This is a genomic window from Labrenzia sp. 011 (assembly GCF_003075075.1).
Taxonomy (GTDB): domain Bacteria; phylum Pseudomonadota; class Alphaproteobacteria; order Rhizobiales; family Stappiaceae; genus Roseibium.
In genome coordinates this window covers 1-13,667 of record NZ_QCYM01000019.1, presented here as the reverse complement: position 1 = coordinate 13,667, position 13,667 = coordinate 1, and the positions used below count along the sequence as shown (strand labels likewise).

Here is a 13,667-nt window from a genome sequence, read left to right as displayed (position 1 = left end):
GGGCCGCTCCGAGGTCAAGCGCTGATCGGCGCTAAATTGTCTGCGGGACGGTGATTATTCCCCGATGATCTGGGTCACGTTCCAGCCTGCTCCGGGCGCTGAATGCAACACGCCGGAGAGCCATGGCAGGACCACGCGCATTTCATCAGCCAGAGTGAACGGCGGGTTGATGAGCGTCATGCCGGAACCCAGCATTCTCGTATCCGGACCGCTTTTGCCGGCCGTGAGTTCCAGTGTCAGGACATCGCGCAGACCTTCCTCCCGGAAGGTCTCGTGCATCCGGCGGATCGCCCTGGCGTCCTTCAGCGGATACCAGATGGCATAGGTGCCGCCGGCCCACTTCTTCCAGCCGTTCACAACCGCGCCGGTCATGCGCTCGAACTCATCGGATTCTTCATAGGCGGGGTCGATCAGCACAAGTCCGCGCTTTTCCTTCGGCGGCAGAAAGCTGCCCAGGGCGAGCCAGCCATCCAGATGGATGGTCTTGACCTGATGGTCGCCGGCGAAGAGATCCGACAGGGTCTTGAAGTCGGCCGGGTGCAGTTCCGTCAGGGTGAGACGGTCGATCGGGCGCAACAGGTTGCGTGCAAGCAGAGGCGAGCCCGGATAGATCTTCAGCCCGCCATCGGGATTGAGCGCGCGGACAACCCCGAGCCAGGGGGCCAGGAGGTCGGCAACGGCGGGCGGCATATCCGCCGCCAGTATCCTGCCGATCCCCTGCTGCCATTCCCCGGTCTTTTGGGTTTCGGCCGAAGTGAGGTCGTAGCAGCCGGTTCCGGCATGGGTGTCGAAGAGGCGGAAGGCCTTGTCCTTGCGCTTGAAATAGTCAATCAGGCGCGCGAGCACGGCATGTTTCAGCACATCGCCGAGGTTTCCCGCATGATAGACATGCCGGTAGTTCATGCGCCCTGATCCGGATTTGCCGGTTGCGGCGGGCGTTTCAGATAGACGACGGCCTTGTCTCCGTGATCGGCGTTGCCGATCTCCTCAAAACCCAGCCTCTTGTGAAACTTGAGGGAGCCGGGATTGGGCGGGCGTTCATTGACCTCGCAGACGAAGCAGCGTCCGGTTCCGGCAAGGTGCCGGAAGAGCGCGTCGTAAAGGGCCTCGCCGATCTTGCGTCCCCGCTGTTGCGCGTCGACGGCGATGCGGTCGGTATAGGCGAAATTCGACAGGCGTTCGCTCAGCCAGCGATAGTTGCGGCTGTCATATGTATCGCCGTCGCCCAGGCACAGCAGGAAGCCTGCCGGTTGCCCGTCGATTTCCGCGACCAGGCAGATCAGGGCGGAATTGACCAGGTCGACCAGCTCTTCGGCCGTCAGTTCATTGACGGCGGGGACGGCTGCATTGTTCAGCGGCAGAAGTGTGCTCAGATCGCCCGGCCGGTACGGTCGCACGATTGCGGGGAAGGACGGCCTGGATGTCATGAAACCACCTGGTTCAGTCTGCCTGCATGCGCAACGGCATGGCAGCAGGGAAATTGAGAGATCCTGACGCTTCGGGGCAGGGCGTCCGCGAGCGAAGGGTCGAAGACGGTGTCGGCCCGAGAGGCGTTCAGAGCTGCCTTATAGAGGGTTTTTCGGCGAGAGAGAAGCGCCCGCGTAACCCGGTTGCTGCCAAGGCGCATTGTTCCAACGGGAGAAGGTTCGCGCTCCATACTGGCGCGCGGGGGGCAGGGTGCCGCTTCTGTGCGGCAGGCCAGCCCATCGTCCGGGTGGGAGCGTCGGAAACGAATTTGGGCGTGGCTCAGCCACGCCCAAAGAGTTCACCCGAGGGTGGGACTTTTCAGTTCTCGCCCGGCTGGCTGTCCTGCTCGACAGGGTTGCCGTCTTCATCCAGAGCCTGCAGGTTGACCGCCTTGGGGCCCTTGCCTCGGCGGTCCGGTTCGGTTTCGAAGGAAACCCGCTGGCCGCTGTCGAGCGAGGTGAAGCCGGAGCGTTCAACGGCAGAGATGTGCACAAAGACATCTGCATCGCCTTCATCCGGTGTGATGAAGCCGAACCCCTTGTCCGTCTTGAAGAACTTTACCGTGCCGGGTTGACGCGGACCGCGTTCGACCGGAGGCATGTCCCGGTTCGGGCGTTGCTGACGGAAGCCGTCACCGTCTCCGCCCTCCCGATTGCCGTATCCGCCCCGGCCGCCGCCATAGCCGCCGCCTTCACGATTGCCACCGCCGTAACCGCCACCTTCGCGGTTGCCGCCGCCGGCATAACCACCGCCTTCACGGTTGCCGCCGCCGTAACCGCCGCTGCCATAGCCGCCACCTTCACGATTGCCGCCACCGTAACCGCCCCGGCTGCCATAGCCGCCTTCGCGATTGCCGCCGCCGCCAAAGCGGTCGCCGCCGCCGTTGTCGCCATAACCGACACGTCCGGCACCGCCGCCGTTGTCGCCATAACCGACACGTCCGGCACCGCCGCCGTAGCCGCCCTCACGACCGCCATATCCGCCGCTCCGGCCGCCGCCGAAACCGCTGTCTCTTTCGTCGCGGCCAGGGCCGCCACCAAAGTTGTTGTCACGTCCACCCCGGTAGCCGCCGTCCCGGCCACCGCCAAAGTCACCACCACCGAAATCGCTTCCGCCGAAATCACTGCCGAAGTCTTGCGGACCGCCAAACTCGCGCTTGCCGCCGCGCCGACCACGCGACCGCCGGTCCGAATCGCCATCGTGCATTACCAGATCACCTTAACTGCTGCGCCCTTTCGGCACATACCGATCAATCACACCCGCCTTCACAGTCGAGTCCCCTCAACCAGACGCACCCGGTACGCCTGTTCAACATTCTGGGATCGGGCTGAAACACACCTGCCGCATCCCTATCCAGCCGCTGCATTTTCATCATAAGGGCGGGTGGGACAAAACCGCAAGAGAATCCTTGGTCCGCGCGCTAATTCGCGGCGTTTTTCGGAGGCCAGGTATTTGACCAACTGGACAAGTCGGGGACGGTTCCGTCGCATGTTTTGCGGGTGGCTTCCTCAAGCAGGACCAGCCCGGTTCCGTTCCAGATCCACCTGTTCCAGATGCCGCATTCGCCGACACCGGAGCCCTTGAAGTAGCTGACAAGCTGCTGATCCGCCGGCGACCACCTGGCATTGTAGATCAGGTCGGTTGCCACCGGGCCCTTTTCCGACATGCGGGCCACATGGACCTGGCGGGCCGCGCCGTCCTTGCCGGAGAGGACCGCGACATAGGGGCTGTTGTAGGCGGTGGGGGCGCCACAGGGAATGATGTAGAGGGAGCCGTTTTCCTCCAGGGGAACGCGCACGGCGTTCAGGCCGGCGAAGATTGCCGGGTCGATTTCGGAGCACAGACGGTTGGCGGACCAGACCGCAGCGACTTCCGGCGGCAGCTGATCGGCACTGACGAGCGGCATGGCATGGGGCGCATCCCTGGCAGGTTCCGTGCCGGGGCCCACGATGGCGGCGACAGTGCCTGTGCGGTCCTGCTGCCGGTCGAGCCACAGCAGGCCGGCTTTCAGGCCCTGCAGGGAGACGGGAACCGCGACAGGGTCGGCATCCTTTGCCGCGGGCAGATGGATTTTCAGTTCCTGACCGGACTGCATGGCTTGCAGCAGCGTGGCCGTTACCGGGCCGGTGGGATACCAGAAACCCTCGCCGCCAAGGGGCCGGAAACCGGCCGGTGCGGTTACCGTGGGCTGCATTTCCCGTAGCTGTTCGATCGGCAGGGCCTCGATTTCCACGCCGTCGACGTCGAAGCGCAGGATGCCTTCGCGGGGCAATTCGGTGTTTGTGGTCAGGCGCACCAGCGGCTGGGCTTCCGCCTGCCAGTCCCGCACGATGCGCAGATCCACCCACACCGACTGGGTGCGGGTAAAGGACGATGCGAAACACACACCGGTATTGCCGCAATCGACGGTCCAGCTGTCGAAGCTCGGAGGGGTGCGGCCGGGCTGCGCCGACGCGGCGGGAGCGATGACAAGGGTCGCCGCGGCAGATATCAGAAATGTAAATAGTCTCAGCGTCATTAGCCGGTTACCCGATTATGGTTGCCATCTTCTCAGCGGCCCATACATCTTGTACGAAATGCACGCGGCAAGGTGAAGCCGCTAGTTACCAGAAACGTGACGGCAGTTGCCGTTGTCCCGTATTTCTTACAGGGCGGACGGGTGTTGTTGCCAGAGGAGGCGGATGTGAGCCAGAATACTTCAAATGCCGACGCGGGGGACGCGCGCGGCGGCGGCGAAGACGATATGCCGCCGATCCAGGTCATGGTTATCGTCGTGACGCCTTTCCAGCAGAACTGTTCCCTGATCTGGGATCCGTCCACCATGCGCGGGACGGTTGTCGATCCGGGCGGAGATGTGGAGCGGATCCGGACGGCCATCGACACCCATGGGGTCAAGGTGGAAAAAATCGTTCTGACACATGGACATATCGATCATGTCGGCGGCGCCGCCGATCTGGCCGAGGTCCTCAAGGTTCCCGTCGAGGGGCCGCATGAGGCCGATCGGCCGCTGATCGACAGGGTGGCCGAACAGGCCGCGCAATTCGGGGTGGAGGGGGTGAAACCCGTGACGCCCGACCGCTGGATGGCGGAGGGCGACCAGGTCGAGATCGCCGGCCGCCTGTTCGATGTCCTGCATTGTCCCGGTCATTCGCCCGGCCATCTCGTGTTCTACGACAAGGACCTGCGGTTCGCGATTTCCGGAGATGTTCTTTTTGCCGGGTCGATCGGCCGGACGGACCTGCCGGGGGGCGACCACGCAACCCTGATCAGATCGATCCGGGAGAAGCTGCTGCCGCTTGGAGACGATGTCTCCTTCCTTCCCGGACACGGACAGGCGTCCACCATCGGTCACGAACGGGAAACGAACCCCTTCCTGACGTAGGGCGCAAGTTCATGGGGGAAGACAGGCCCTAAAGAAGAGCCCTCAGGTCGTCGATCCGGTCGTTGACCAGCCAGCCGTAATAGTTCTCGCGGGGCCATGAGCGGCCGGTGCGGCGGAATTTCGCCGCACGGCTCCACGGGTCGCCGAGATTGTAGAGGGTCGCCGTCAGGCCGGGATTCTTCGAGATATCGACCTTGCCGACGGATTTATAGGCGGCGATGGCGTCCTGAATGATGGCGGCCATATAGTGGAGCGATATGTTCGGATCCATCGTGGCCTTGTAAACGCTTTCCGCATCTCTGGCCTGCAGCTTGCGGAAATTACTTTGCTTGGCCACGCGGTCGGTCATTTTCAGAACCGTCAGCGGGCTCAACTGCCCCAGGCCGAAGCTCTGGCCGGCAAAGAGCGGCTGGAAGAAGGCTTCGTTGAAATTCTTCTTCGGGTAGCGTACGCCGTCGACGGACCGCCCGCGGAACTTGCTGTTCCAGACATTCTCGTAACAGGACCAGCGGCGATCGCTGCTGTCCTGGATATGGTCCTTGCGGCAACGGTCGAACTGCGGGCGCTCGACGAAGGTCTCCACGTGCTCGCCATTGAGTTCGAAACTGATGCGCACGCCCGCATAGGCGAGGGCCTTGACGTAATAGGACTGGGCGCTGTCGAGCGTGTCGTAATTGTAGGTATGTTCGCCGACGATGGCACCGATGATATGGATCGGATCGATGCCGTAGCGCGAGGCCACCCGCTTTATGGATGAAATCAGGCGGCGGTCGCGCTTGAGGACGCCAAGCACCTTCTCGAATTTTGCATCATAGGACGACTTGGATGCGGATGTCCGGCGGGCCGAGGCGTAGGGTATGTTCGGCTGGGATCTGAACCGGTTGCCTTCCGGGACCACGCGGACCGACTGGGCCATTGCCGGCTGACTGGCCGGGAACAGGGGAACAGCAGGGTTGAGAAGTAAAACGGCCGAGAGAAAGCCTGTTCCCAGCAGGGAACGAAACCCGACCCAACCTGTGTTCCTGCACTTTGTGATCATTCTACGCCTGGCGTTGTTGTTTGGTGAGCACGGGCAACCGGTGTCCGCCTCTTTTAACCGCAATGGTTTCACATAGCTCGCTAACTGCGACAGTAAATAACTCATTTTGCAAAAAGCCCCCAGTAAGAAACACTACGGCATCCGAGATGCAACAGGTTCCTTCCTTTAGGCGGGGGCCATCAACAAAGAAGTGATGCCAGTCACAGGGGCTTCGTTTCCCGGTGTTTTCGTGAATTTTCTCCTGCAACACCGGCCGGGCCCATGCGCAGGCGAACCTCTTTGGGCACCGCAAGGAAGTCGTTGAAAGCCTTGTGCTGGCGCAGGCCGCAGAGTTCCCTCTGGATAACGACATGCCACAGGGCCTCGCCTGCCTGCGCCACCAGAAACTCCCGCTCTCCGGCGGGCAATTCGCCTGTGCTCTCCGCGGCTTGCAGCTCCGACAGCGCCTTTTCCAGCTTGGCGGTCAGCCGGGAGAGGGTCGATGCCTTTTCGGCGAATATTTCCTGTTCCAGCGCGGCGGCAAGCGGGTCGTCGTTTTTTCTGCCGGTTTGCGGAGGCCGTACCGTCATCGGGCGCGCTGCTCCCTGTCCGGCCGGGAGCGGACGCTCATTCCACCTGTCTGTTCCCGGCGGGGTCCTTCTGGAGCGGAAACAATCCCGCAAGTGCGATCCGTCTCAAGAAACATGGCAAGTCGGCATAGGTCAGGCTCAACAGAAGACCGGATTTCCCGGTTATGGCATCTCCGGCGCCGATGGTAGCCCAAAAAACCGGGGTGGGGTAGGGCAGGGCAGGCGGTCCCGGCCCGGTCCGACCCGGCAAGGCAGGACGTGACGGAGACGCTGTTTCAGGGAAAAATTCGGTGCGCCATGTTTTCTTCGATTTTGCCTTGCCCTATATTACGCGCGAATGTGGATACGGGTCTTCATACAGGCCGTATTGCGTGCAGTATATTTCACGTGTCAGGTGCAGGGGGATGGGCAACCGGTTCGTTGCCTGTCGGCCATGCCGGGTCTCCGGGTTGTGACCTGGAGCATTCCGCGTTTTTGGATGCGGACAAGACTTTCAGGGAATGCAGATCGGACACCCCTTCAGCCGCACGGTCGGCCCGCAGGACGTCCTGATGAGCCAGGGTCAGTACCATGAGCGATATCGACATCAAACCGGGAGTGAAGCAGAAGACCAGGCTTCAGAAGCCGAAGCTGTACAAGGTCATTCTGATCAATGACGACTATACGCCGCGTGAACTGGTGGTGCTCATCCTGACGGCGGAATTCAGGCTCGACATGGCCCAGGCGGAGGTCGTCATGATGACCGCGCACCAGAAAGGCGTCTGTGTGGTTTCCGTCTATCCGAAGGATGTGGCCGAAACCAAGGCCACCAGGGCCATCGATGCTGCCGGGAAGCTGGGCTATCCGTTGCAGTTCACCGTGGAGCCGGAATAGACGCGCGTCCCGCCTTGTCCGGGACAGGGCTTCCGGCCGGCGTCTGACCTGTTGCGCCAGGGAGATGCGGGACGGAGCGGGCGTGCGAAAAGGCGCCTGTGATGCCACGCCAGCGGCCCTTGGCCGGAAGCTGCCTGAAGGGGCCCTACCGTTCGTCAAAGCTGGGTCTGGCGCCGCATGGCCGACTGTCCGGGACATTCCGCGGCTGTGAGGCAGGCCCCGGCGCAAGGCCGGGGCGGCGTGTCAGGTGACGATGGCGATCAGTCGCGCAGTCTGACGATCTTGTCGCCGCCACCGGACGGCGTGTCGTCATCCGGTCCGTCGCTGGCGGAAGCATCTCCCTCCAGATCGATCGGATCCAGGTCCGACGCCACGGGCTCGGTGATGCCGAGTTCCGTGATCGGGTCGTAGCTTTCGGTCAGGCCCAGCTCTTCGGCCGGTCCCTTGCCTTCCATGGCCATCTGATAGTTGGTGATGACCGACTTGAGCTGAACGATCTGCTCGTTGGCGGTGTCCACCTGGATCTTGTAGCGCTGCAGGCGTTTGTTTTCCTCGATCAGATCTTCCAGATTGTCGGCGAATTTCTGGTTCTGATTGCGCTGATGATTGAGATCCGTGAGGGCCGAATTGTAGCGCAGGTTGAGTTCACGCAGCTTGGCGGATGTCGCCATCAGCTCGTTGCGGTCCTTCTCGTGGTTCTTCTGGGCGCTGTCGAGCAGATGTTCGATTTCCTGCATGCGCTTGAGCAGGTCGCGGTTGCGCTCCTTGAGCGTGGAATTCTCGCGGGCCATCTCCTGCAGCGACTGGGCGCCGATGCGGCGCTGGGAGGAGAGGTTCTCGATTTCCGCATTCAGCGCATAGACCTCGTTGTCATGCTTGCGCTGCTCTTCCTCCAGCCGGGCCTTGGCATAGACCAGCTCCTGGTTGGCGACGTCGAGATGGGATTTCAGGTCGATATTGTCGTTGCGGAATTCGCCGAGTTCGCGTTTCGAGGCTTCCAGCTCGCTGGTGACCAGATTGTTCTTGCGGATCTCGTCTTCCAGCAGCTTGGCGCTTTCGGACAGGTTCTGCTGCAGTTCCTTTTCCCGGTGCCTGACCGCTTCCAGGTCGGTGGCGAGATTTTCGGCATGTTTCTCAAGCGTCTCGAATTTGGCCTTCAGGTCGTTGAGCTGGCCGCTGAGGTCGGAAACCTGCGAATTGGCCTCCACCAGCTTGGCGCTCTGCAGCCGGTACTCGTCATTGATCTTCTTGTTGTTGTCGCGGATCGAGACAATGTCGTTGCGGGCCGTTTCCAGCGCCGTGCGGGTCTCGGTGGTGCGTTTGCGCAGGGAATGGACTTCCGCCTGGGCGTCTTCCAGCTGGGTGGTGAGCGTCCTTACCTTGTGTTCGGCGTCCAGAAGGTCGGTAGAAATCTTGGCGTTCTGCGACTTGAGCCGGACTTCCGTCTCGACGCTGGTGCGGGAGGCCTCGAGGAATTCCGTCATCATGCGGATCGACGTCTGGCTCTCTGCGGCAAAGGCGGCCATCTGGTCGAAGGTCTGGTTGAGCCCGCCGACACGGGTCTTCAGCCCGTCCAGCTGGTTCATCTTTTCCTGCATTTTCAGGGCGAAAGGCGAAAGTTGCTCGACATTGCTCCTGTCGGGAAGCTGTGCGTCTTCCTGTATTTCGGCACTCTGCGCCTCGCTCTCAACCTGCCGCTCCTGCTCATCGCCCGGGCGCGAGGATTTCGAGAAAATGCCCATTCCTGTCTCCTGAACTTCCACGCCGGAGCCGATCCGGCGCAAGATACGCAATACCTTAACGCTTTCTTAACCCATAAGTCCGGGGTATTTCAACGACTCACGGCCTGCTCACTGCAGAATACAATGCGAAGTGTTACCTCAAAAAAACAGATTCCTCCGCATTTTTCAGGGTTTTTTAGCCTATGGTTAACCGTTGCCTCCCGCAGTGCGGCAAATGCCGCCCGTGCAGGCGGGCGGTATCGTGACATCGACGCCGGCCGGAATCAGCCGCCCATCTCGTCGATCGTCCAGCTCAGCGGCCAGCCCTCGGCCGGGCCCGTAACGCCGTCGCACTCGGGTTTCTCCAGGTATTCCATGAGGATGTACTCACCGGATTCGGCTTCCATCTCGTGACGCTCGAAGGCGCCGCAGTCATAGTCCGGGCCGTAATAGGTGGTGCCGGTGACCCTGCCCGTGGCCGGATCGTAGAAGAGATTGTTGACCAGGGCGTGGTTGGGCTGGTTCAGGCCGGGCGGCGTTTCGAATTCCTTCCACTCGTCGAGCGAGGGATCCAAGGGGGTGTGGATAGCGAGGAAGAAGGGCACATTGGCATCGGCCATCTGGCAGGGCACGACCCAGGTTTCCACGTCTCCCTCGGCGAAGAATTGTGCGCCAAAGGCCGCAACGGTCTCTTCGAGCTCGCAGTCGAAATTGCGCATGCCCATCATCTGAACCGGATCCGGGATGTCGGAAACCTCATAGACGATCCCTTGCGGGGATCCGTCCTGACCGCTGCCGGCCGCTTGCGCCAATGCGTTGCCGGTGAAAAGGATTCCAAGGAATACCGCAAAAAGCTCTGAAAAACCGCATTTCATGCGCAAGTCATCTCCCGTGATTGCCGGCTCGTATCCGGCTTCGCCTGTTCCAGCGCACCGGGCTAGACCCCGGTGAAGGGCCTTGACGGCACATGCCGGATCACAATGACGCCGGGGCAGAAGAAGTCAATCGAGATGTCCAGCCGCCACCTGGCGGGGGGCATTGGTTTCCAGAGCGGCAGGGATATTGGCAGCGGTTGTTGCGACGGCAGTGTGTCACGAGAGGGTGCGGCAGGCGGAGAGGTGGATTGGATCCCCGGTCGAGCCGGGGATGACCGGTGGTGGGTGGGGAAGGCTGAAGCCTGAGCTTCCGCCGAAGTGAACCTCGCTTGATGCGCATACGGGAAGATGATCCTGCCCGAACTTCTCCTCCACCTCAGCGGTCATCCCCGCCTTGAGCGGGGATCCATTGGTTTCCAGAGCGGCCGGGACATGGGCAGCGGTCGTCGCAACGGCACTGCGTCACGAAGGGCTGCGGCAGGTGGCGAGGTGGACTGGATCCCCGGTCGAGCCGGGGATGACCGGCGGTGAGGGTGGGGAAGGCTGAAGCCTGAGCTTCCGCCGAAGTGAACCTCGCTTGATGCGCATACGGGAAGATGATCCTGCCCGAACTTCTCCTCCACCTCAGCGGTCATCCCCGCCTTGAGCGGGGATCCATTGGTTTCCAGAGCGGCCGGGACATGGGCAGCGGTCGTCGTAACGGCACTGCTTCACGAAGGGCTGCGGCAGGTGGCGAGGTGGACTGGATCCCCGGTCGAGCCGGGGATGACCGGCGGTGGGTGGTGCTTGTCGATCTGGTCCAATTGTTTTTGGCGTGAAATGAATGGCGTCTTCAACTCGCGATCCTACCGGTTCAAGTCCTCGTACAGATCCCGCCACTGCGGATTGAACGACTCGATTGCCTGGATCTTCCACGCTCTTGGCCAGCGTTTCAGGCGTTTCTCACGGGCTATCGCGGCATCCGGGGTCTCGTATGTCTCGTAGTAGACCAGTCGGGTCACCCCATAGCGACGGGTGAAGCCGCTCGCGGTCTTTTCCCTGTGCTCATATACGCGGCGGGCCAGATCATTTGTAACGCCTGTGTAGAGTGTCCCCCGCGTGCGGTTAGCCAATATGTAGACGAAAAACGCCATGTCTCTTTTTGGCGAGTCGAGGCGGCACGATCAAGCCCAGAAGCGGCCGATGTCAGAGTTCCCCGAACCTCTCCTCCTCTCTGCGGTCATCCCCGCCCTGAGCGGGGATCCATTGGTTTCCAGAGCGGCAGGGACATGGCAGCGATTGTCGGGACGGCACTGCGTCACGAAGGTCTGCGGCAGGTAGTGAGGTGGATTGGATCCCCGGTCGAGCCGGGGATGACCGGCGGTGGGGGTCGGCCTTATGTATCAAGAGCACCAAGGGTGCTAAGTGATGATTAGTGCCTTAGCCCCCATGCTTAAAATAGCTTGCATCGTTATGAATATTCATGGCGGCCATTTCTTCGTGTCCGACACCAACATCGCCGCCATGTTTAAAAGCGTATTTGAGAGTGTGTCTGTCTCCAAACACGTCCAGATATTCGACAATGCCATAGAAATAGAGAGCCGAAGTGCCTTTAGTCATTTCAATAAATTGGACGGTATGAATATCGATGTGGCGCTTGCAGGAGGATTTAACGAACTTTCCAGGCCCGACGATTGCAATAGATTTTACATCTTTTACCTCAGGTCTAGGGAGTTCATCAGGAGGGAAGTGTCCAATGTGAATCCACTGCTTATTGGAAATTACTCTGGCAGGAGTTTGACCGCTATTTTCAATAGAAAGTTCAATTTCAGGGATAAAGCCAGCCGCACAATTCCTGATAACGACATCATGAGCGGTAAGGTAAGCGATAATTTGAGCTTTGGCAGTGCGCTCGGCACGGTTAGAAGTCTTGATGGAAAGCCAGACAGCAGCGGCAGCAATAACGGCACCGAGGATAGCCAAAACCACTTGAGCCCATGCCGTTCTTTCTTGCCTCTCAGCGGATGTAGCGCTTCGTTCAGCGGCATCAGCAGCCTTTCTTTGGGCTTGCAGATCGGCGGCCTCATGATCATCGGATCTATTTTCGCGTTCACCGGCGTGGGTGGACTGTTCTTCGCTTTCTATGATGATCACAGGAATTGGCGCTGGCCAGCGGTTGTCTATGCCATTGTCAGCCTTGTCGGGCTTACTTTCTTCTACGCTTGGGGCTTCATGGGGCACCCGGGCAGGCTCTTTGGCATGGGCTAACGAAACTAGTCCAAATGCAATTGCGATGACCCAATAGCTTCTAAACATTGTAATAGAAACGCCGCGCTGAATTTCCCCCGAGAGAGCTTATTCCTCACGTTTGCTTCTTTCTCGTCAACCCCAATTGCGGAAAGCCTATCAACCAACCCGGCGTATGTAACACCCTTACGCTTCAATTCCGCTTTCAGGAGGTTAGCCGCACGGGCTTCCCAGTCCGTCTTATCTGCCATGACGTACCTCGTTCGATAAGAAAAGTATCATAAACGATACATATGCCCTTGTATGGGATACGTCAACGTACTATATATGATGCATAGGCATCGGAAACAGTACATTATGGCGCAGCATTTTCTTCTTTCGGCAAAAGCGCGGACCCTCTCCCTGAAATCCATCTACCATGGCGGTGAGGAAAAGGCTTATGACACGTTCCGCAAGATCCGTTGGAATGATACGGAAGGCGATGCTGTGTGCCCGCGTTGTGGCTGCTGTGAGACCTACGACATTCCGACCCGGCGCAAGTTCAAGTGCGTTGCCTGTCACCACCAGTTTTCAGTCACGAGCGGCACTATCTTCGCCAGCCGCAAAATGTCCTTTACCGACCTTCTCGCCGCGATCTGCATCTTCGTGAATTCGGCAAAGGGCATCAGCGCTTTGCAGCTTTCCCGTGATCTGGACTGCCAGTACAAGACGGCTTTCGTTCTCTCGCACAAGCTGCGTGAAGCCATGGCTGCGGAAATCAAAGGCCATACGCTGGACGACGAAGTTGAAATCGACGGCGCGTACTTCGGCGGCCATATCCGCCCGGAGAACCACAAGGAAGACCGCAAGGACCGGCGTCTTGCCAAGCACCAGACCGGCAAACGCCGCGTTGTCATCGCAATGCGCGAAAGGGAAGGCCGCACACTTACATTCGTTGCACGTCACGAAGGCGAAGGCGTTGACCATGCCAAAATGTTCGTTGACCGCGATGCGATCATGTACGCTGACGAGGCGTCACATTGGGATGCATTGCATGATGGCTGGAAAACCTATCGCATCAATCACAGCGAAGCCTATGCGATCGACCATGTGTCCACGAACCAAGCCGAAAGCTTTTTCTCCCGCCTGCGCCGTATGGTGCGTGGACAGCATCACCACGTCAGCGCACGTTACCTGCATCAGTATGCGGGCCATGCAGCATGGCTTGAAGACCATCGCCGCGAAAGCAACGGCGAACTGGCGGGCCGCGCGCTTGGTCTGGCGATGAGCCATCCGGTCAGTCGGGAGTGGAAGGGATACTGGCAGCGTTGATGCTGTACGAATCACCAATAGGTGGTATTATTGATAATTCGCAAGCCTAAAAAAGAAAAACCCCCAGACCGGAACCTGAGGGGTGTTGGCAAGCCAACGATGTGATTTGCAATATAGAGATTCTAACCTCTTGGATCAAGAACAAAATCAGCCTAAGCCAATTCGGGCCGCATTGTACGTAGATGGTTTTAATCTCTACCATCC

The 13,667-nt window shown here is 60.0% G+C and carries 14 protein-coding genes; 3 read left to right on the top strand and 11 right to left on the bottom strand.

The features are described from left to right. Positions 1-54: 54 nt before the first annotated feature. The 4 genes from rlmJ to DCO57_RS17690 all read right to left on the bottom strand — a co-directional run bounded on the left by rlmJ (position 55) and on the right by DCO57_RS17690 (position 3,985). Positions 55-903 (bottom strand): 23S rRNA (adenine(2030)-N(6))-methyltransferase RlmJ, encoded by an 849-nt coding sequence (rlmJ, locus tag DCO57_RS17705; protein WP_116700244.1) that lies wholly within the window; start codon positions 901-903, stop codon positions 55-57. Continuing rightward, a complete protein-coding gene (locus tag DCO57_RS17700; protein WP_116700243.1) occupies positions 900-1,427 on the bottom strand; it encodes a GNAT family N-acetyltransferase in 528 nt (175 codons plus the stop codon). Before DCO57_RS17700 ends, rlmJ begins: the two co-directional genes overlap by 4 nt. Before the next feature lie 358 nt (positions 1,428-1,785). Further along, the gene (locus DCO57_RS24085) at positions 1,786-2,673 is read right to left on the bottom strand and encodes a cold-shock protein (protein WP_116700242.1); all 888 of its coding nucleotides are present in this window, start codon (positions 2,671-2,673) and stop codon (positions 1,786-1,788) included. Between the two features lie 214 nt (positions 2,674-2,887). After that, positions 2,888-3,985: a DUF1176 domain-containing protein gene (locus DCO57_RS17690; protein WP_116700241.1), complete on the bottom strand. Its 1,098-nt coding sequence runs from the start codon at positions 3,983-3,985 to the stop codon at positions 2,888-2,890. Between the two features lie 225 nt (positions 3,986-4,210). Here DCO57_RS17690 and DCO57_RS17685 point away from each other — a divergent pair, with 225 nt between their 5' ends. Beyond that, a complete protein-coding gene (locus DCO57_RS17685; RefSeq protein WP_116700301.1) occupies positions 4,211-4,849 on the top strand; it encodes an MBL fold metallo-hydrolase in 639 nt (212 codons plus the stop codon). 28 nt (positions 4,850-4,877) lie between these two features. Here DCO57_RS17685 and DCO57_RS17680 read toward each other — a convergent pair whose 3' ends face one another. Both DCO57_RS17680 and DCO57_RS17675 read right to left on the bottom strand, forming a co-directional pair. After that, positions 4,878-5,888: a DUF1402 family protein gene (locus DCO57_RS17680; protein WP_165814780.1), complete on the bottom strand. Its 1,011-nt coding sequence runs from the start codon at positions 5,886-5,888 to the stop codon at positions 4,878-4,880. Positions 5,889-6,088: 200 nt separating this feature from the next. Next, the gene (locus tag DCO57_RS17675) at positions 6,089-6,457 is read right to left on the bottom strand and encodes a DUF6665 family protein (RefSeq protein WP_116700239.1); all 369 of its coding nucleotides are present in this window, start codon (positions 6,455-6,457) and stop codon (positions 6,089-6,091) included. 570 nt (positions 6,458-7,027) lie between these two features. Between DCO57_RS17675 and clpS the strand changes: the two genes are divergently transcribed. Beyond that, on the top strand, positions 7,028-7,330 hold the full coding sequence (clpS, locus tag DCO57_RS17670; protein WP_116700238.1) for an ATP-dependent Clp protease adapter ClpS: 303 nt from the start codon (positions 7,028-7,030) through the stop codon (positions 7,328-7,330). Positions 7,331-7,590: 260 nt separating this feature from the next. Here clpS and DCO57_RS17665 read toward each other — a convergent pair whose 3' ends face one another. The 5 genes from DCO57_RS17665 to DCO57_RS23950 all read right to left on the bottom strand — a co-directional run bounded on the left by DCO57_RS17665 (position 7,591) and on the right by DCO57_RS23950 (position 12,403). Next, positions 7,591-9,072, bottom strand: a complete 1,482-nt coding sequence (locus DCO57_RS17665) for a hypothetical protein (RefSeq protein ID WP_116700237.1) — start codon at positions 9,070-9,072, stop codon at positions 7,591-7,593. Positions 9,073-9,335: 263 nt separating this feature from the next. Then, complete coding sequence (locus DCO57_RS17660; protein WP_133192704.1) at positions 9,336-9,863, bottom strand: hypothetical protein; 528 nt, start codon at positions 9,861-9,863, stop codon at positions 9,336-9,338. Between the two features lie 908 nt (positions 9,864-10,771). Beyond that, the gene (locus DCO57_RS17650) at positions 10,772-11,059 is read right to left on the bottom strand and encodes a GIY-YIG nuclease family protein (RefSeq protein ID WP_116700234.1); all 288 of its coding nucleotides are present in this window, start codon (positions 11,057-11,059) and stop codon (positions 10,772-10,774) included. Positions 11,060-11,345: 286 nt separating this feature from the next. Then, positions 11,346-12,221, bottom strand: a complete 876-nt coding sequence (locus tag DCO57_RS23335; RefSeq protein WP_133192703.1) for a hypothetical protein — start codon at positions 12,219-12,221, stop codon at positions 11,346-11,348. Further along, positions 12,179-12,403 carry a DUF6471 domain-containing protein gene (locus tag DCO57_RS23950; RefSeq protein ID WP_116700232.1) on the bottom strand — a complete coding sequence of 75 codons (225 nt, stop codon included), beginning with the start codon at positions 12,401-12,403 and terminating at the stop codon, positions 12,179-12,181. The genes DCO57_RS23335 and DCO57_RS23950 overlap by 43 nt, the downstream gene beginning before the upstream one ends. 106 nt (positions 12,404-12,509) lie before the next feature. Here DCO57_RS23950 and DCO57_RS17635 point away from each other — a divergent pair, with 106 nt between their 5' ends. Continuing rightward, positions 12,510-13,463: an IS1595 family transposase gene (locus DCO57_RS17635; RefSeq protein ID WP_116700231.1), complete on the top strand. Its 954-nt coding sequence runs from the start codon at positions 12,510-12,512 to the stop codon at positions 13,461-13,463. Positions 13,464-13,667: the final 204 nt, after the last annotated feature.

Bases quoted from the DNA above. Each gene is read 5' to 3' on its own strand.
- DCO57_RS17700 (WP_116700243.1), bottom strand. From the start codon at position 1,427: ATGACATCCAGGCCGTCCTTCCCCGCAATCGTGCGACCGTACCGGCCG.
- DCO57_RS17675 (WP_116700239.1), bottom strand. From the start codon at position 6,457: ATGACGGTACGGCCTCCGCAAACCGGCAGAAAAAACGACGACCCGCTT.
- DCO57_RS17650 (WP_116700234.1), bottom strand. From the start codon at position 11,059: ATGGCGTTTTTCGTCTACATATTGGCTAACCGCACGCGGGGGACACTC.
- DCO57_RS23950 (WP_116700232.1), bottom strand. From the start codon at position 12,403: ATGGCAGATAAGACGGACTGGGAAGCCCGTGCGGCTAACCTCCTGAAA.
- DCO57_RS24085 (WP_116700242.1), bottom strand. From the start codon at position 2,673: ATGCACGATGGCGATTCGGACCGGCGGTCGCGTGGTCGGCGCGGCGGC.
- DCO57_RS17665 (WP_116700237.1), bottom strand. From the start codon at position 9,072: ATGGGCATTTTCTCGAAATCCTCGCGCCCGGGCGATGAGCAGGAGCGG.
- DCO57_RS17685 (WP_116700301.1), top strand. From the start codon at position 4,211: ATGCCGCCGATCCAGGTCATGGTTATCGTCGTGACGCCTTTCCAGCAG.
- DCO57_RS17690 (WP_116700241.1), bottom strand. From the start codon at position 3,985: ATGACGCTGAGACTATTTACATTTCTGATATCTGCCGCGGCGACCCTT.
- DCO57_RS23335 (WP_133192703.1), bottom strand. From the start codon at position 12,221: ATGTTTAGAAGCTATTGGGTCATCGCAATTGCATTTGGACTAGTTTCG.
- rlmJ (WP_116700244.1), bottom strand. From the start codon at position 903: ATGAACTACCGGCATGTCTATCATGCGGGAAACCTCGGCGATGTGCTG.
- clpS (WP_116700238.1), top strand. From the start codon at position 7,028: ATGAGCGATATCGACATCAAACCGGGAGTGAAGCAGAAGACCAGGCTT.
- DCO57_RS17635 (WP_116700231.1), top strand. From the start codon at position 12,510: ATGGCGCAGCATTTTCTTCTTTCGGCAAAAGCGCGGACCCTCTCCCTG.
- DCO57_RS17680 (WP_165814780.1), bottom strand. From the start codon at position 5,888: ATGATCACAAAGTGCAGGAACACAGGTTGGGTCGGGTTTCGTTCCCTG.